The sequence below is a fragment of the Vibrio harveyi genome, from assembly GCF_030060435.1.
Taxonomy (GTDB): domain Bacteria; phylum Pseudomonadota; class Gammaproteobacteria; order Enterobacterales; family Vibrionaceae; genus Vibrio; species Vibrio harveyi.
The window spans coordinates 976,519-992,464 of the sequence record NZ_CP125876.1 but is presented as its reverse complement, the minus strand read 5'-3'; the positions used below and the strand labels follow the sequence as shown (position 1 = coordinate 992,464).

The 15,946-nt window shown below is 45.5% G+C and carries 18 protein-coding genes; 10 read left to right on the top strand and 8 right to left on the bottom strand.

Features of this window, described 5'->3' with window-relative positions; genetic code table 11:
• Window positions 1-101: 101 nt before the first annotated feature.
• The 3 genes from dgcN to fusA all read left to right on the top strand — a co-directional run bounded on the left by dgcN (window position 102) and on the right by fusA (window position 4,441).
• A complete protein-coding gene (gene dgcN, locus QMY49_RS21075; protein WP_283316622.1) occupies window positions 102-1,106 on the top strand; it encodes an N-acetyltransferase DgcN in 1,005 nt (334 codons plus the stop codon).
• A 14-nt stretch (window positions 1,107-1,120) separates the two neighbouring features.
• Window positions 1,121-2,107, top strand: coding sequence for an N-acetyl-D-Glu racemase DgcA (dgcA, locus tag QMY49_RS21070; protein ID WP_283316619.1), 987 nt, complete (start codon window positions 1,121-1,123; stop codon window positions 2,105-2,107).
• A 309-nt stretch (window positions 2,108-2,416) separates the two neighbouring features.
• Complete coding sequence (fusA, locus tag QMY49_RS21065; RefSeq protein WP_009703549.1) at window positions 2,417-4,441, top strand: elongation factor G; 2,025 nt, start codon at window positions 2,417-2,419, stop codon at window positions 4,439-4,441.
• A gap of 71 nt (window positions 4,442-4,512) precedes the next feature.
• Here the strand turns inward: fusA and QMY49_RS21060 are convergent, their stop codons facing one another.
• The 4 genes from QMY49_RS21060 to QMY49_RS21045 form a co-directional block, all read right to left on the bottom strand.
• A complete protein-coding gene (locus QMY49_RS21060; RefSeq protein ID WP_005452934.1) occupies window positions 4,513-4,707 on the bottom strand; it encodes a hypothetical protein in 195 nt (64 codons plus the stop codon).
• A gap of 101 nt (window positions 4,708-4,808) precedes the next feature.
• Entirely contained in the window at window positions 4,809-5,015 is a 207-nt protein-coding gene (nqrM, locus tag QMY49_RS21055) for a (Na+)-NQR maturation NqrM (RefSeq protein ID WP_005452936.1), read from the bottom strand.
• The gene (locus QMY49_RS21050) at window positions 5,015-5,512 is read right to left on the bottom strand and encodes a NifB/NifX family molybdenum-iron cluster-binding protein (protein ID WP_069217782.1); all 498 of its coding nucleotides are present in this window, start codon (window positions 5,510-5,512) and stop codon (window positions 5,015-5,017) included. The genes nqrM and QMY49_RS21050 overlap by 1 nt, the downstream gene beginning before the upstream one ends.
• The gene (locus QMY49_RS21045) at window positions 5,509-5,799 is read right to left on the bottom strand and encodes a DUF134 domain-containing protein (RefSeq protein ID WP_005452940.1); all 291 of its coding nucleotides are present in this window, start codon (window positions 5,797-5,799) and stop codon (window positions 5,509-5,511) included. Before QMY49_RS21045 ends, QMY49_RS21050 begins: the two co-directional genes overlap by 4 nt.
• 341 nt (window positions 5,800-6,140) lie before the next feature.
• Between QMY49_RS21045 and QMY49_RS21040 the strand changes: the two genes are divergently transcribed.
• The 3 genes from QMY49_RS21040 to QMY49_RS21030 all read left to right on the top strand — a co-directional run bounded on the left by QMY49_RS21040 (window position 6,141) and on the right by QMY49_RS21030 (window position 9,355).
• A complete protein-coding gene (locus tag QMY49_RS21040) occupies window positions 6,141-7,133 on the top strand; it encodes an ABC transporter substrate-binding protein (protein ID WP_005452943.1) in 993 nt (330 codons plus the stop codon).
• 88 nt (window positions 7,134-7,221) lie between these two features.
• The gene (locus QMY49_RS21035) at window positions 7,222-8,121 is read left to right on the top strand and encodes an ABC transporter permease (protein WP_005429511.1); all 900 of its coding nucleotides are present in this window, start codon (window positions 7,222-7,224) and stop codon (window positions 8,119-8,121) included.
• The gene (locus QMY49_RS21030; protein WP_009699542.1) at window positions 8,114-9,355 is read left to right on the top strand and encodes a quaternary amine ABC transporter ATP-binding protein; all 1,242 of its coding nucleotides are present in this window, start codon (window positions 8,114-8,116) and stop codon (window positions 9,353-9,355) included. The genes QMY49_RS21035 and QMY49_RS21030 overlap by 8 nt, the downstream gene beginning before the upstream one ends.
• 69 nt (window positions 9,356-9,424) lie before the next feature.
• On the opposite strand, the gene QMY49_RS21025 is transcribed toward QMY49_RS21030, so the two are convergent.
• On the bottom strand, window positions 9,425-9,640 hold the full coding sequence (locus tag QMY49_RS21025; protein WP_005452947.1) for a hypothetical protein: 216 nt from the start codon (window positions 9,638-9,640) through the stop codon (window positions 9,425-9,427).
• Between the two features lie 198 nt (window positions 9,641-9,838).
• Between QMY49_RS21025 and QMY49_RS21020 the strand changes: the two genes are divergently transcribed.
• Both QMY49_RS21020 and QMY49_RS21015 read left to right on the top strand, forming a co-directional pair.
• Complete coding sequence (locus QMY49_RS21020) at window positions 9,839-10,348, top strand: copper resistance protein NlpE (protein ID WP_005452949.1); 510 nt, start codon at window positions 9,839-9,841, stop codon at window positions 10,346-10,348.
• 193 nt (window positions 10,349-10,541) lie between these two features.
• Window positions 10,542-11,354: a 5'-methylthioadenosine/S-adenosylhomocysteine nucleosidase gene (locus tag QMY49_RS21015; protein WP_061065939.1), complete on the top strand. Its 813-nt coding sequence runs from the start codon at window positions 10,542-10,544 to the stop codon at window positions 11,352-11,354.
• Window positions 11,355-11,422: 68 nt separating this feature from the next.
• Here QMY49_RS21015 and QMY49_RS21010 read toward each other — a convergent pair whose 3' ends face one another.
• Window positions 11,423-11,809 (bottom strand): universal stress protein, encoded by a 387-nt coding sequence (locus tag QMY49_RS21010; RefSeq protein ID WP_050904137.1) that lies wholly within the window; start codon window positions 11,807-11,809, stop codon window positions 11,423-11,425.
• A gap of 76 nt (window positions 11,810-11,885) precedes the next feature.
• The gene (locus QMY49_RS21005; RefSeq protein ID WP_005452955.1) at window positions 11,886-12,770 is read right to left on the bottom strand and encodes a LysR substrate-binding domain-containing protein; all 885 of its coding nucleotides are present in this window, start codon (window positions 12,768-12,770) and stop codon (window positions 11,886-11,888) included.
• Between the two features lie 94 nt (window positions 12,771-12,864).
• On the opposite strand from QMY49_RS21005, the gene QMY49_RS21000 reads away from it, so the two are divergent.
• Window positions 12,865-13,770, top strand: coding sequence for a DMT family transporter (locus QMY49_RS21000; protein WP_009697902.1), 906 nt, complete (start codon window positions 12,865-12,867; stop codon window positions 13,768-13,770).
• A gap of 121 nt (window positions 13,771-13,891) precedes the next feature.
• Here QMY49_RS21000 and QMY49_RS20995 read toward each other — a convergent pair whose 3' ends face one another.
• Window positions 13,892-14,551, bottom strand: coding sequence for an alpha/beta hydrolase (locus tag QMY49_RS20995; RefSeq protein WP_009697903.1), 660 nt, complete (start codon window positions 14,549-14,551; stop codon window positions 13,892-13,894).
• A 295-nt stretch (window positions 14,552-14,846) separates the two neighbouring features.
• Between QMY49_RS20995 and QMY49_RS20990 the strand changes: the two genes are divergently transcribed.
• The gene (locus QMY49_RS20990) at window positions 14,847-15,938 is read left to right on the top strand and encodes a transporter substrate-binding domain-containing protein (protein WP_033007722.1); all 1,092 of its coding nucleotides are present in this window, start codon (window positions 14,847-14,849) and stop codon (window positions 15,936-15,938) included.
• The last annotated feature ends 8 nt before the right edge of the window (window positions 15,939-15,946 follow it).

The following is a 15,946-nucleotide window of genomic DNA, read 5'->3' as shown; positions in this document are numbered from 1 at the left end:
CTACATTGTTTGAAAACGCCATTACTTGAACGTATTGGTTAAAAACGTCTTGTTTGAAAACGTACTGTTTAAAAACATACAGAATGACAGAGGGAACCATCATGCAAATTGCTCAACCTTACTTACTTTTTCTTGGTGACGTCACCGATCCATTAGCCGCAAAAACTGCGCGCGGTATCCATCAATGGCGCCCAGAGATTTGCTTAGGGCAGCTTCGTCTTACGTCAGAAACCGTTTCATTAGGTTTAACCGATATGACGCTGCAACAGGCTCAGCAGCAAGGCGCAAAAACGCTCGTCATCGGCACAGCAAACCCTGGTGGTGTTATTCCTGAATCATGGCAAGCGACGTTACTAGAAGCGGCGGAAATGGGGTTTGAAATCGCCTCAGGTATGCACCAACGTCTTTCTGAATTCGCTCCTTTAGATGACTTACAACAACGTGGCTTAACCAAGTTACACGATGTACGCCATTACGATGCCTCGCTCAAAGTGGGTAATGGTAAAGCGCGCTCGGGGAAACGCTTACTAACGGTTGGCACCGACTGCTCGGTTGGCAAGATGTTCTCTGCCCTCGCGATTGAGAAAGCTTTACAGCAATCTGGTTGTAACGCTGAGTTCAAAGCCACAGGTCAAACGGGCATCTTAGTCGCGGGCAGTGGTATTTCGATTGATGCTGTTGTCGCGGACTTTATCTCTGGTGCGGTGGAAGCCATCAGCCCTGAGTTCACAGACCATGAATGGGACATCATTGAAGGACAAGGCTCGTTGTTCAATCCTTCTTTTGCGGGCGTGAGTTTAGGCTTGCTTCACGGCGCACAAGCGGACGCTTTGGTATTGTGTCACGAGATCGGTCGCCCACACATTCGCAACCTTCCCCATGCGAAATTGCCAACGATTGAACAAACCATCGAGGCAAATTTACAAGCGGCACGTTTAACAAACCCTGACACACAACTTGTTGGAATCTGCTTGAATACCTCTGCAATCAGTGAAGATGATGCCGCACAGCTTTGCCAAGAATGGACGGAGAAATACCAAGTGTCCGTAACCGATCCTGTGCGTTTTGGCGTAGAGAAAATTGCTCAACACATTATTGCGATTTAAGGATTGTAGATGCGATGAAAATCCATGTAGAGCCCGTCACCATTGCGATGGCGACGCCTTTTCGTATATCCCGTGGCAGCCGAACCGAATGTCACGTGGTGCGCGTAACCGTAGAACAAAGTGGCATCAGTGCCCAAGGTGAATGTACGCCTTACCCTCGTTACGGCGAGTCGGTGGAATCGGTAATCAAAGCCATTTCTCAAGCCGCTCATGAACTGCAAAGTTTGTTTGCCAAAGGTGACGCGAACATAGTCTCCCTCAGAGAAAAACTACAAACTCTTCTCCCTGCCGGTGCGGCACGTAATGCGCTCGACTGCGCGATGTGGAACTTACAAGCCAAACTCGCAGGCAAGCAACATGCCCAAGATCTATTTGAATTGCCGGCATCGATTGTCACTGCGATGACCGTGTCGATTAACACGCCAGAGGCAATGGCAAACCAGACCCGTAGTTACATCGAACAAGGCGCAAAACTACTTAAAGTGAAGCTCGATGGCGAACAAGTGATTGAACGCGTTCGCACAGTTCGTGAAGCGGCAGGCGATGCGATGATCGTGCTGGATGCGAACGAAGCATGGCAAGAACTGGACTTAGACGCCACCTTTGCCGCGCTAGCGCCACTGAATATTGCGATGATTGAGCAGCCTTTACCCTCGAATGACGATGACAAGCTAAAAGACATTTCGCACCCAATTCCACTTTGTGCCGATGAAAGTAGCCATACACGCCAACAATTGCATGAATTGGTAGGCAAATACGAAATGGTCAACATCAAACTCGACAAGACGGGTGGTCTTACCGAAGCCTTATTGCTTGCAGAAGAAGCGAAACACCTTGGTTTTACCTTGATGTCCGGTTGCATGTTAGGCACTTCATTGGCGATGCGTGCAGCGCTACCCATCGCGGTCCAATCGAAAGTGGTTGATTTAGATGGTCCGATTTTACTGGGTCAGGATATTGAACCCGCTTTGGTATATCGAGAAGGAGAAATCGTTCTGTAAAGAAGCGATGATAACCCCATCACCGATTTCATGACCTAGATTAAAAAACAATCACCACCAGCATGAAATAAGTCACATAAATTACGAGGTTATTACGGCATGCTAACACGGTAGTAACCTCTAATGCGCTTTTTCAGCAAGGTGGTGGTTGTATGTATAGAGTCATCCGAAAAATGACATGGAAGACGAACAGGCGGTAAACCCGCCCTACTCCAATGCAGTTCGTACCTGATATCAGGTTTGCTTTGGAACCGTTGATTTGCCGATAACGGCTCACTCGGTTTCGCACGTCATTTGCAAGGAGGCTCTATGCCTATCAATAAGATCCGCAACGTCGCCTTTGTCGGTCAAACGGGTACCGGCAAAACCACACTGATAGAAAAACTGCTCTACACCTGCCAAGCCACTAGCCATTTAGGGTGTGTGGAAAAAGGCGATACGGTGACCGATTTCGACCAGCAATCCATCCAATATCAACACAGTATCGAAGCCACGCCAGTCGCCCTCAGTTGGAACAAGCACCGCCTCAATATCATCGACACTCCCGGACAAAGTGAATTACTCGGACGCACACTCAGCGTGTTCCCTGCCGTTGAAACTTCCGCGTTGATCATCGACCCACAAATGCCCATCAACCAAACTTCTGACCGCTTGTTCGCCTTTGCTAAAGAGCAGCAAAAGTGCCAGATGATCATCATCAACAAGCTCGACAATCACGGCAACCAACTTGAAGCCGTGATGGAAAATATCATCGAACACTTTGGTGATAATTGCTTACCAATCAACTTACCTTCAGCCGATGCTCAATCGGTGGTGGATTGCTATTTCGAACCAGAGATCGAACGCGACACTTTGCTCGCTAAAGTCGAAGAAGCGCATGAAACCTTAATAGACCAAGTGATTGAAGTCGATGAAGAGCTGATGGAACTGTATCTCGAACAAGGCTCAGAACTGACAGCAGAACAGCTGCATGATCCGTTTGAAGAAGCATTGAGAACCGGACACGTAATTCCAATCTGCTTTGTGTCGTCCGAAACAGGCGCGGGGGTAGAACTGCTGCTGAGAACTCTTGCGGAAATCATGCCGATGCCAAATGAAGGCAACCCACCGCTGTTGGAGAAAAACGGCAAGAAGGTCAAAGTAAACTGTGAAGCACTTGAGCACAGCGTGGCGCATGTGTACAAGATCAGCGTCGATCCTTACATGGGTAAACTCGCCTATTTGCGTGTTTACCAAGGTGAAATCAACGCAGGTAGCCAACTCTACATTGGGGAAAGCAACAAAGCGTTCAAAGTTGGTCATCTTTACCAGTTGCAAGGCAAAGACAGAACGGAGATCCCAAGGGCGCTTGCCGGCGATTTCTGTGTGCTCGCCAAAGTGGATGAGTTGGAATTTGATTCCATTGTTCATGACTCTCATGAAGAAGATGGCGTACAACTCAAAACCCTCAACTTCCCAGATTCGATGTACTCACTGTGCCTCAAGCCCGTTAAGCGTGGCGACGAGCAAAAGCTTGGGGATGTGCTGAATAAAATCGCCAGCGAAGATCCTTCTCTTCGAATCGAACATCGTGCACGCACCAATGAAACCATCATCAGCGGTCAGGGTGAATTCCACCTCAAAGTAGCGCTTGAGAAAATGTCTGCAGTCTACAAACTGGAAGTGGAAACCAGCCAGCCAAGCGTCGAATACTTTGAGACCATAACCAAACCAGCAGAAGGCCACTATCGTCATAAGAAACAAAGCGGCGGCGCGGGTCAATTTGGTGAGGTGCAATTAAAAGTACGCCCACTCGAACGCGGTGCGGGCTTCAAGTTCATTAATAAAGTGGTTGGCGGCGCGATTCCTACTGCACTCATCCCTGCAGTGGAAAAAGGCATTGTTCAGGCATTGGAAGAAGGGGCGATTTCTGGCAACCCAATCAAAGATGTCGAAGTGACCGTTTACGATGGTAAATACCACTCGGTTGACTCGAAAGAAATCGCGTTTGTCATCGCAGGTAAGAAAGCCTTCTTAGATGCGATCAACAATGCAGACCCGATAGTGCTCGAACCGATTGTACAAATGGAGCTTCATATTCCAACTGCGAATGTGGGTGATGTATCCGGCGACTTATCCGGTAATCGCGGACTAATTGAAGGAACAGAGCCTATCGACGCAAACTTCACCATGTTAAGAGCCAAGTCTCCAGTCAACGAACTGCAAGATTATGCTCGTCGTCTGCGCTCAATTACTGGCGGTGAAGGTAGCTTTAACATGACGCTCAGCCACTACGAACCTGCTCCTCCAGCAGTGCAAAAACAAGTGTGTAATGAAGCAACACAACAAAATTAACCTCTCTTATTTATCCCCTAAAAAAGCAAACGCCCTCGAAACTTGAGGGCGTTGTTGTATTCTCTTGGTCTTTATTTGTCTAACGACATACCAATCTGATTCAGCTTGGTTTGGAACTGCTCTACACTGTCGGCTTTATAGGTAGGAGAACCGTTAAAATAGCGTGGCTTCTCTGGCAACATCGCATTCTTGAGTTCTTGTTCCTGATCGACATTGTCATGGTACACCGTTACACGGTTTGGGATATCCTGCTTCATAAATGCCATTTTGGTTCTCCTTTATTAAGACGAATCTTAAGCGTAGAACTGAACAAAAAATGCGCAAAAACTCATCATTAAAAATTTGATCTTCTAGACAATATTAGGATCTATTGACCTTTCGAACTTGGCTCTTGGATCTGATAGAGGCGGCGTTCATTCTCTGCGCAAGTAGTCTCACAGTTACACACTTTGTCAACGCCGACGTTATTCAAGCCACCGCAACTGCCTTGAATGCGTTTATTGTGAAAGATCACGCCCAGTGACATCAACAAAATGATGGCTAAGAACCCAAGAAAAGTGAACAACCAAACCATTACTTCACCTCTTTCACGTAAGAAGAAACCAATGCTTTAAGTTTAGTTGGGCGCAACGTCATGAGTGTGTTTTTTGATTGAGATTGAGGATTGATCAATAGCGAAGGCGCTTTTTTGCTACCACAGCCACCGCAACCACCTTTTTTGACGTGATTGGTCGAAGGGCGACCTTGCGTCGCAACCGTTAATGGCGATCGAGGCACACCCATTACATCATCCAGTGAGCTGCGAGTCGATAGCTTAAAGACTTGTTTACCACTGCTCAAAAGCTTATCAAGCGCACGTTCCCCAATGTTGCGAACCAACACTGCATCCACATGATATTCTTGCAAAGATTGAATAAGTTGAGATTTTGCTTTACAGCCAGCTTGTGGCATAGAAGCAATATTAGCTAGGTTTTTCAACAGCCCTTCCGTATCGGAATAAATCGCAATGTATGGGGCTTTAACAAAATGATTGGCGACGCGTTCGCCGTCATTCGGAATAGCGTAAATCATGAGTTTGACTCCTGGTCAGGAAAAACAAGTGCATGACCCTCAACTAGGCTTTTCGCGACTTTAAAACGCGCGCTTTTAACCGTATTACCAAAGGTCTGGCGAGAGACTCCCATTTGGTCGGCAGCTTGCTGCTGGCTCAATCCTTCCAGATCGGCTAATCGCAATGCCTCTAGTTCTTCTGGCAATATGTTGACTTTCTCCAGCTCATAAAACGGTACGCCATTGGGCTTAAAACAATGGTGTGCTGCACGTCCACATATGCGTCTTTCTATTTTTGGTCTCGCCATCACATCCTCTCTACAAAACGCCTTAACCTTACGCTCGTTTATGGCATATGCCAATTATAGTTTTTAGCATATGCCAATATCTTAGTTTGCAAAAATCGTATTCATAGCGAAATATTCGTTAGACATCTAATAATAATGCAACAGCGCATACAAACCACCATACGATTCATTGACATGAGTCGATAAAAAACCCTTCATTTCTGTGGCTATTTTCATCAAAAATTCACCAACACTTTCACGCTCATTAACAAACAAAGCTATAATTCACCTAACACATTAGTTTGAACACTAATGATTAATTAGTTACCCTAAGTGAGCAATTTAGAGAAAGGAAACTCAATATGACGTACAAAACTCCCTTACTACTAGCGATTGGTGCGCTAGCAGCGACCAACGCAAACGCAAGTGAGTGTGGAACGGTTACCATTGCAGATATGAACTGGAACTCTGCAACACTGATTGCCAACGTGGACCGTTTTATTCTTGAGCACGGCTACGGCTGTGATGCCGAACTCATCCCTGGCGACACCATGCCAACTGGCACCTCAATGATCGAAAAAGGACAGCCCGATGTGGCACCAGAGCTTTGGAGTAACAGCCTTAAAGATGCACTAGATAAAGGTGTTGAAGAAAAGCGCCTACGCTATGCTGGTAAAGCACTCGTCGATGGCGGTGAAGAAGGTTTCTGGATCCCTGCCTACCTTGTTAAACAATACCCTGAAATGAAAACCATCGAAGGTGTGAAAAAACACGCGAAGCTGTTCTCTCATCCAGAAGACAAAGCAAAATCGGCATTTTACAGCTGCCCAGCTGGTTGGAACTGTCAAATCAGCGCCGGTAACCTTTTCAAAGCGATGGACCTTGCCGGATCAGGCTTTGATATTATCGACCCAGGGTCAAGTGCAGGTCTGTCTGGCTCAATAGCAAAAGCCTACGAACGTGAAGAAGCCTGGTTTGGTTACTACTGGGCACCAACTGCAGTTCTCGGTAAGTACGATATGGTGAAAGTGGATTTCGGTAGCGGCGTTGATGAGAAAGAATTTGTCAGCTGTACGACACAAGCTGATTGCGAAAATCCAAAACCAACCATGTACCCACCTTCACCGGTTCACACCATTACGACTGAAGAGTTTGCTTCACGCTCTCCGGCTGCATACAACTACTTCACTAAACGTGGTTTCACCAATGCAGACATGAACCAATTGCTGGCTTGGATGGAAGACAACCAAGCGGACGGTGAAGAAACCATGTTCCATTTCCTAGAAAACTACCCACAGATCTGGACCGCATGGGTTCCTCAAGACGTAGCTAAAAAAGTGCAAGGTGCACTGTAAGACTTAGACGTTTCGTAAATGGTATAGGAATACCAAAATTGTTGTATGCCGAGGCTCACTTGGGTCTCGGCAAGAAAAGGAAGTAAACATGTCTGACTCGAATTGGCTTAGCGAATTCCCAGAAATGGATCGCTCAGATCTCAGAGCTATCCGCAAAACCCTAGATGGTGCCTACCGCGATTTCTCTCGCGAATACGGCGACCTTATTGAATCATTCTTCGATCCTCTTCTCTCATTTCTCGTTTGGTTCGAAAAACTCCTCATTTCTACACCATGGATGATCATCCTTGGTGTATGTACCGCGTTGGTTTATGCCGCAAGCCGATCGTGGAAACTGGCTGTCGCGTGTTTCGTGTCATTAATCCTGATTGGGTACTTTGGCATGTGGGAAGACACGATGCGGACGCTCAGCATCATCACGGTGTGTACCATGCTCGCCATTGCGCTCGGTATTCCTATCGGTATTGCCATGGCACGCTCCAATCGCGTGCAATCCGTCGTGACACCACTGCTCGACGTGATGCAAACCATGCCCGCGTTCGTCTATCTGATTCCGGTCGTTATGCTCCTTGGTATCGGTAAGATCCCAGGTTTGATTGCTGTTGTGATCTACGCGATTCCACCAGTCATTCGTTTAACCAACTTAGGCATTCGACTCGTAGATAAGGAAGTTCTTGAAGCCGCCACCGCCTTTGGTGCAAGTAACAAGCAACGCTTAGTCGGCGTACAATTACCTTTGGCAATGCCAACCATTATGGCCGGTATCAACCAAACCATCATGATGGCACTTTCTATGGTTGTTATCGCTTCTATGATTGGCGTTAAAGGCTTAGGTCAGCCAGTATTAAAATCAATCACCAACCAGTATTTCACCCTTGGTCTGCTTAACGGCCTAGCAATTGTGGCACTGGCGATTTTGTTTGACCGAGCATCGCAAGCTTACGCAAAGCGAACCCAAGCACACTTAGGAGATCTGAAACATGACTAAGCCACTTATTGAAATTAGCGGGCTGTATAAGATCTTCGGACCAAAGCCAAAAACAGTGATTGAGCGAGTAAAACAAGGCCAGAGCAAAGACCAAATTCTGGCTGATACGGGTCATACCGTTGGTTTAAAAGACATCAATCTGCAAATTAACAAAGGCGAGATCTTCGTTATCATGGGGCTATCTGGCTCTGGTAAGTCGACCATGATTCGCCACTTCAACCGTTTAATTGACCCAACCATGGGGCAAATCTTAGTTGAAGGCGTCGACGTAATGCAGCTGTCATCAAAAGAGCTGGAAGAGTTTCGCCGCCATAAAATGTCGATGGTATTTCAACGCTTCGGTCTTTTGCCCCATCGTACTGTGGTTGACAACGTAGCTTACGGCTTGGAAATCCAAGGCATCAAAAAAGAAGCGCGTCTTGCGAAAGCCAATGAATGGTTGGAGACAGTTGGTCTGAAAGGTTACGAGAACCAATACCCTGCGCAGCTTTCTGGTGGTCAGCAACAACGTGTAGGCTTGGCTCGTGCACTGGCGACTGACGCTGAGATCCTATTGATGGATGAAGCGTTCTCGGCACTCGATCCTCTGATCCGTAGCGAAATGCAAGATCAGCTGATTGAACTGCAAGAGAAGCTACATAAGACCATTATCTTTATCACTCACGATTTGGATGAAGCGCTTCGCTTGGGTGACCGTATCGCTATTTTGAAAGATGGCGAATTAGTACAACAAGGTTCTCCAGACGAGATTCTGCTCCACCCTGCCGATGAATATGTAGAGGCCTTCGTGAAGGACGTAAACCGAGCACGCGCTCTGACGGTTGAAACCGTGATGCAGCCACCAGCTTATCGCATTGCAGCGACAACCATTGAAGAAGCCCTTGTTGAGATGAAACGCGTGAAACAAGACTACGCGTACCACGTGACCGATGATGGCTATCAAGGAGTGGTTACCAAAGAGAGCTTGCTAGATGCTGCGAAAACCGATGCAGCACAAGAGCTGGCAGAAGAGATCTACGAAGAAGTGCCTGTTGTCTCTCCTGATTCCGTAATTGAAGAAGTACTTCCAGACACCATGTCTTGTGACTACTCACTGCCGGTTGTGGATGACGAAGGTAATCTGCAAGGTGAACTAGAACGTAGCGCCGTGGCTGAAATCTTTACTGATAATACTGAAGAGGAGTCTCCGTCAAAGGAGGTCAAAACACCACCCGCAATGGATAAAGCATCCTAATACGCAAAAGGCTCATCAGATGATGAGCCTTTTTTATCTGGTGGCGGTTTAAAAATTGCGCTACGAAAGTCAAAACATAAACACAAGGAACACAACCAACAGAAAAATACCAAAATAGCTGATGCGTATTCGCATCGCTTTCGACATTGGTTTGTGCGGACGCTTGCCTAAAGTGATAATCGACAGCCCGATATAACCGGTGCAATAACTCAATCTCCACAGGAAAATTTCGATAATAATAGAACGAACAATTGCTCGAAGAACGACTGTAACCAATTCTTCCATTTTCTTCTCCTATCCCTTTTATTTGCAAATCACTGACGTTAAAGATTTTTTCTTACAGAGGTCGTTCAATGGTTTGCTTTGTTCTGACGCAGGTTTAGGAAACAAGTCTATTATTATCACGGTATACCTAAGTGACCTTAGCATACATGCAACGAGATTACTTTGGTATATCAACTTGTTGATTTAGAGAGGAATAAAATGAAAAAGACACTATTAGCACTCACTGGTGCGGTCGTTATTCTAGCAGGCTGTCAGGATGAGAAACCAGCAGAGACAACTGCGGTTGACATTCCTCAGGCCTCAGAAGTTGAAAGCACCGTTGATGCAACACCGATTGAAGAAGAGCAAATGATCACGACAGATACCTTTGTAGATTCTGGTCACAATGCGCAAAATTCGCTGGATTGGAACGGCATTTACAAAGGCAAACTTCCTTGTGCAGATTGCGCGGGTATCGATACAACGCTAACCCTTAACGAAGACGGCACTTATACATTAGTAGAGCTGTATGAAGGCAAAGAAAGCGACCCAATCAAATCAGAAGGTAAGTTCACTTGGAATGAATCAGGCAACACCATTACATTGGTTGATGAGTCTGGTCCAAACCAGTACTTCGTTGGTGAAAACATGCTAATGAAGTTGGATATGAACGGCGAAAAAGCGACTGGCGAACTGGCTTCATTTTACAACCTGAGCAAGATGCCTTAATACGGTATAACCATTTAATCTAGTCCTGATAAAGACCAAATCCGAGCCTCCCCCGCTCGGATTTTTTCATTCTTGTTATTTAGAACGACAATCAAGAATTTTCATTTATTTAGAAAAATAACAATTCAACCAATTGACGCAAACGATTGCCATTGATAGATTTCGCCATCTTTCTCATTTGTAAGTATGTCGTATGCAAATCTTTAAACGTTTCGCTGCACTTGTTCCTGCAGTACTTTCTTTCTCTGTTTTCGCTCAAACTCAACCAATCCTTGTGCAAGGAGCGATGGATATTGAAACCAGCACCCTAGTTGAAGCATTGGATGATGCCAAACAAACCACCGTTGGTTCTTGGACCTTCTGGCAAGGTGATATAGATGGCTATCCAGTCGTGGTTTCTCGTACCGAAGTTGGCTTGGCGAACGCTGCAGCCTCTACCACTATTGCGATTGAACACTTCAATCCAAAGTACATTATCAACCAAGGTACATCTGGTGGTCACGATCCTAAGTTATACCGCGGTGACATTGTGGTTGGCGAAGCGAGTTTCAACATGGGCGCTTACAAGTCTGAGTTTGCTAAAAAAGGCAAAGGCATCGACCCAACGAAGTGGCAGAACTTCGACGTAACCATGCGTCTACGTGAAAACGGCGAGTTTGTTGAACACAAACAATTCAAAGCAGATCCGGCACTGGTTGAAACCGCTCTTTCTTTGTCTGAAGAATACAAAAAAGGCAAAGTCGTGAGAGGCTTGATTGGCTCAGCGGACGAATGGAACCGCGAAGTGGATCGTATCAACTGGTTCCATGAAACATACGGTACGTCTGTTGAAGAAATGGAGACTTCCTCTGCGGCATTGGTTGCTCAAGCTTACCAAGTGCCTTTCGTTGGTATCCGTATACTTTCGAACACAGATCAACACAAGCAAGACTTCGATCCGCAAACCGCGGTCGATTGTCAGCTATACACGATTGATGTGATTAAAGCGCTGATCAAAAAGCAATAGTCGCTTTTAGAATCATAAAGGGAGGCTTAGCAAAGCCTCCCTTTTACTTTGTAATCTTGAGTGAGGGCTCAGTCCAAATATACGACGAGCAAGTCTGCCTCAATAGCATTGGCGAGCTTGGGAATAGAAGAGAACAAGCGGCTCATAAACTTATGATGGTGACCACACACCACCAAATCGATGTCATTTTCCTTCGCTATACCAGCCAACTTAATATGTAGATCCCCCACCACCACCATGGTCTCGCTAATTGGATAATCACTCTGCTTAGCTAAAGCATCAAGTTCTTGCATTAGCTTTTGCTCGTCCTTCGATTCCAGCGCGACCCTATCGTGATCAACAAAAACAAAAGACACCTTACTGTTTGCATCTCTTGCCATCGCAATAGCTTTGTCGATCACTACTCGACTCGAATCTGATAAATCAACTGCCACCAAAATGTGCGCGTAGCTCATGATACTCTCCCAACTGACCTGCCTAAATTAAGTCTAGCATCACAAGGAATACCACGAAGCAATCACACAATCTGCGCTATAAGCACTGCTGTTTAAGCCAGTTAGTCAACTTGATGATTTCAGGCTGGCGAGCACGATTCTTCTTATGTACAAAGTAAAAGCTATCCCCAGTTTCTAAGCCGTGAGAGGGGATATAAACCAAGTCTTGAGCCTTATCCCGTTCATTCAACATAAAGTCATTGGCAAACGTAATACCTTGGTCATAGCGAGCAGCTTCGATAGCCAGCAGCATGTGACTGAAGTGCTGCATATCAATATCTTTTGGCAACTCAAACCCACCGGCTTTGCACCACTCTGACCAATCTTTACCGCGCTCACGATAGATAGAATCAGTCGAAAGAATCGGATAGTGCCAGAGTGCATTCGGCATTGGTTGGTCTTGAATTTCTTTCCAGATATTGAGGCTACATACCGGATACAAAGTCTCATCATATAAACGCACAGCCATGTAATTACGCTTAGGCTTCTGCACTGTGATAAAACAGTCACCAACGCTGTCGGTTTGTTCTGGATCTCCTGCAACCATGTTGAGCGTAAGATCAATTTCCGGATGCTGACGCTTGAAGTCCGCCAATCGTGGGATTAACCATTTCACCGCCAGCGAGCTGTAAATTGCCAAGCGTAGACTTCCCTTTTCGCCTTCACGCACTTTTTGACTCGCCATCGCAATGGCACTAATAGCAGGACTGATATCTTCAAGATAACGAAAGCCAGTATCCGAGAGCGATAACTTACGCCCCTGACGAATAAACAGGGCTTCACCAAGGTAGTCTTCTAATATACGAATCTGATGACTCACCGCACTTTGCGTCACGTTGAGCTCCTCTGCTGCAAGGGAAAAGCTCAAATTACGAGCAACGGATTCGAAACAGTGAACCGCTCTAAGAGGTGGCAATTTCATTATCTAAAAATCTCATACTTAAACTAATAAATATCATTTCACTTCATCCTATGACATCACCTACTCTTTGGCAAAGAATGAGGAGAGGAATAACGTGAAAGTCACATCTGTCGGCGCAGCCATGCTGCTATTAATTGTTGGTAACCTAATTGCGGTGCTCTCAGACGCTTTGATCAAAAGCGTCGGTAATGAGGTGCCGGTTTTTCAGTTTGTGTTTTACCGACAATTGTCAGCTGTGATGATGTTATTACCCGTGTACCTACTCACTAAACAAGCCCCATTAATGGAAGGCTTTAAATGGCATGCGGTTCGTGCGCACGTTTGGTTAACTGGTGCGATTTTTATGGTGTTTGCCATCTCATCAATGCCACTCGCGACCGCGAATGCGATCTTCTATGCCGCACCTTTAATCATGTTGCCACTGGCAGCCATCTTCTTTGGAGAGAAGCTTTCTGCACAATCTATTGCGGCAGCAGTGATGGGATTTGCAGGTGTACTTGTGATTATTCGTCCTGATCAGATTGATTGGGCGGCGCTATCGGCATTGGTAGTCGCAGTCACTTTGGCGATCAACAACCTGCTAATTCGGAAGTTACCGAAGAACCAATCCGTACCACACACACTTTTGATGACGAATCTAGCCGGTATGCCTGTATCACTCTTGTTGGTGTTTATCGAGGGCGAAGCTTGGGATTGGAGCTCATTCCCTGTAGCGGCAGGTTCAAGCTTATTCATCATGATTTATGCAGCAACCTGCGTGTTGGCTTATCGCTCTATCGATAGCAACAAAATTGCTAGCGCAGAATACAGCGGCTTGATTGGTGCCGTGATCGTTGGTTTGATTTGGTTCGGTGAAGTGCCAGATATTTTTATGGCAATTGGTACAGTAATGATTGTCGTGCCTCTGATTTGGCTATCCAAACGAGAACGCCGCAAACAAAAGCAAGCGCAAGCCGCCAAACTCGCAGAAGAGCAACATCATCGAGCCCCTGCAGCGTAAGTATTTAAAAAGCCGAGCGTTCATCGCTCGGCTTTTGTATTTTAGTATCCGATATTCGTGCTCGCTTCTGAAACTTGGTCTATGTACAGACATCAACACAACACCCGAATTGTCGTTGCCCTTAATTACTTGTAGAAGAGGTGATCTTACCTAGCCCGTACAGCGTGATTTCTCGCTCATTCATATTGTAGATATTGTCAGCCGATGCTGCGTTTATAGTGAAGTAGTAAAAGCCTTCTGGGTCGGGTAATCCCATTTTTCTGTAGTAATCAATGTATGGCTGATGATATTCGTGACCAACAGGAAAGTCTGTGGCAACGTCATCCCCAGCTCCCCAAGAATGCACTCCGATCGTCGCCCCACTTTCTATCGTTCTATTCACGCCAGCTACAAACAAATCTGTACCACCAGAGGCTATTTCTCCATCAGCAGCAATGTAAGAATCTAAATGGCTTGCACGTACTTGGTAAGCGAGCTCTAGGTTTGCATCATCATCAGCAGAGCCATCAATACTAATAAACTTAAGTAGTTTAATCTCTGGGTGCTTTTTCATCATACGTTCAAATGCAGCAGGCGACCCTTTACAAACGACCCCTTGTAATTCTGCCACATCCCCCTTAACTGCAAAGGACAGACTAGGTTCATCTGGAAACAGTTGATCTCCACATTGTGATACAAACAAATTAGGTGCATTAGCTGGAGTAGAAGAATGGCTTTGTCCCTCGATACCACAGCCTGTCAACGCAATCAAAATAATCATCGTCAATGTTTGTTTCTTCATCACTACTCCAATAAAACATCATTCAATAAAGAGACAAATTTTAAACAAAAAAACAGCCTCTTCTATCGATGCTTACATACGCTTACAGACTCTCCCAACGCTCGTCTCGCTGTTAACGTCATCGAACTTGAAATTCAATGAAGCGTTGCCTGCTATAGTTAAAACAGTAAATAACAAAATTAAGGCAGCATTGAATTCATCATTACCTCTCGGAAACTCTCAACACTCGGGCTTTTTTGTGCAAGAAATCGCTCTTGATTCAATTCAGCGCTGCCACTTTTTTGAGGATCTGCGCATGCAAATTGGTTTGAAAACGACACTTCAATTCCTTGTAATTACAACATGTTTGCTTCTTTCTTTACTGACTAGTTCCTCTAACGCTTCTCCGCTTAAGGTCGGGACTTACCCATGTCCTCCTTTTGTTATTGGTTCTGTTGACAGTGATTTGAACGGTCTCAGCATTGAATTATGGGAGCAAATTGCCAAAGAAATGAGCGTCGAGTTTCGTTTTGAAAACCAACCTTTAGACGATCTACTCAACGCGATAGAAACAGAACAAATAGATATAGGTGTTTCATGTATTTCTATCACTCCAGAACGCGAACTGTTCGCTGATTTTTCTCATTCTTTCTACGAAACCCATCTCGCGATTGCGGTAAAAAACCAAGGCTATCTGCATACCTTGCAATCTATCTTTTTGAACCCAGCTTTGTGGCTCATCGTTGGTGCCATCATATTGGTAGCTGGCTTAGTCGGAGCATTTTTCTATGCGTTAGAAGAAGGGAAAAACGAAAAGTTATATTCAATGAAAAACAGAAGCGGTCGCTGGGTTGAAAGCTTTATTCTTGGCTTGCTGTTTATTACCCGAGGACCGTTTAACTACTTTGAATTTAAAAGCTTAACTGGGCGAATTGTGACGGTATTCATTGGTGTTTTCAGCATGCTTTTTATCGCCAGTATTACTGCAGTTTTGGCTAGCAAACTCACCCTTAGCCAAGGTTATTCCCAAATCAAAGGGATCAATGATCTTGCCAATGTTGAAGTCGGTACCAAAACGGCTACCACCTCTTCCTTGTTACTCACTAGCTTTGGCATTCGCCACAAAGACTATGCAGACATGACGGCGCTTTTAACTGCCTTAGACAAAGGTGAAGTCGAGGCGATTGTCGCGGATGATGTTGTGCTCAAATACATGATTGGCAGTAGCAGACTATCTGGGCAATTTGAGGATTTAGAAGTGTTGCCGTACCAACTAGAAAAACAGAACTACGGCTTCATCATCACAGAGAACAACCGTTATGAGGAAGAGATTAACCGCGCGCTGTTACAAATCCGTGAATCACGAAAGTGGCGTAAAACGTTGGTCGACTATTTCGCAGACAAGTAGTATTCACC

Bases quoted from the DNA above. Each gene is read 5' to 3' on its own strand.
- fusA (WP_009703549.1), top strand. From the start codon at position 2,417: ATGCCTATCAATAAGATCCGCAACGTCGCCTTTGTCGGTCAAACGGGT.
- QMY49_RS21005 (WP_005452955.1), bottom strand. From the start codon at position 12,770: ATGAAATTGCCACCTCTTAGAGCGGTTCACTGTTTCGAATCCGTTGCT.
- QMY49_RS21045 (WP_005452940.1), bottom strand. From the start codon at position 5,799: ATGGCGAGACCAAAAATAGAAAGACGCATATGTGGACGTGCAGCACAC.
- dgcA (WP_283316619.1), top strand. From the start codon at position 1,121: ATGAAAATCCATGTAGAGCCCGTCACCATTGCGATGGCGACGCCTTTT.
- QMY49_RS21020 (WP_005452949.1), top strand. From the start codon at position 9,839: ATGAAAAAGACACTATTAGCACTCACTGGTGCGGTCGTTATTCTAGCA.
- QMY49_RS21030 (WP_009699542.1), top strand. From the start codon at position 8,114: ATGACTAAGCCACTTATTGAAATTAGCGGGCTGTATAAGATCTTCGGA.
- QMY49_RS20990 (WP_033007722.1), top strand. From the start codon at position 14,847: ATGCAAATTGGTTTGAAAACGACACTTCAATTCCTTGTAATTACAACA.
- QMY49_RS21010 (WP_050904137.1), bottom strand. From the start codon at position 11,809: ATGAGCTACGCGCACATTTTGGTGGCAGTTGATTTATCAGATTCGAGT.
- dgcN (WP_283316622.1), top strand. From the start codon at position 102: ATGCAAATTGCTCAACCTTACTTACTTTTTCTTGGTGACGTCACCGAT.
- QMY49_RS20995 (WP_009697903.1), bottom strand. From the start codon at position 14,551: ATGAAGAAACAAACATTGACGATGATTATTTTGATTGCGTTGACAGGC.
- QMY49_RS21040 (WP_005452943.1), top strand. From the start codon at position 6,141: ATGACGTACAAAACTCCCTTACTACTAGCGATTGGTGCGCTAGCAGCG.
- QMY49_RS21050 (WP_069217782.1), bottom strand. From the start codon at position 5,512: ATGATTTACGCTATTCCGAATGACGGCGAACGCGTCGCCAATCATTTT.
- QMY49_RS21035 (WP_005429511.1), top strand. From the start codon at position 7,222: ATGTCTGACTCGAATTGGCTTAGCGAATTCCCAGAAATGGATCGCTCA.
- QMY49_RS21060 (WP_005452934.1), bottom strand. From the start codon at position 4,707: ATGGCATTTATGAAGCAGGATATCCCAAACCGTGTAACGGTGTACCAT.
- nqrM (WP_005452936.1), bottom strand. From the start codon at position 5,015: ATGGTTTGGTTGTTCACTTTTCTTGGGTTCTTAGCCATCATTTTGTTG.
- QMY49_RS21025 (WP_005452947.1), bottom strand. From the start codon at position 9,640: ATGGAAGAATTGGTTACAGTCGTTCTTCGAGCAATTGTTCGTTCTATT.
- QMY49_RS21015 (WP_061065939.1), top strand. From the start codon at position 10,542: ATGCAAATCTTTAAACGTTTCGCTGCACTTGTTCCTGCAGTACTTTCT.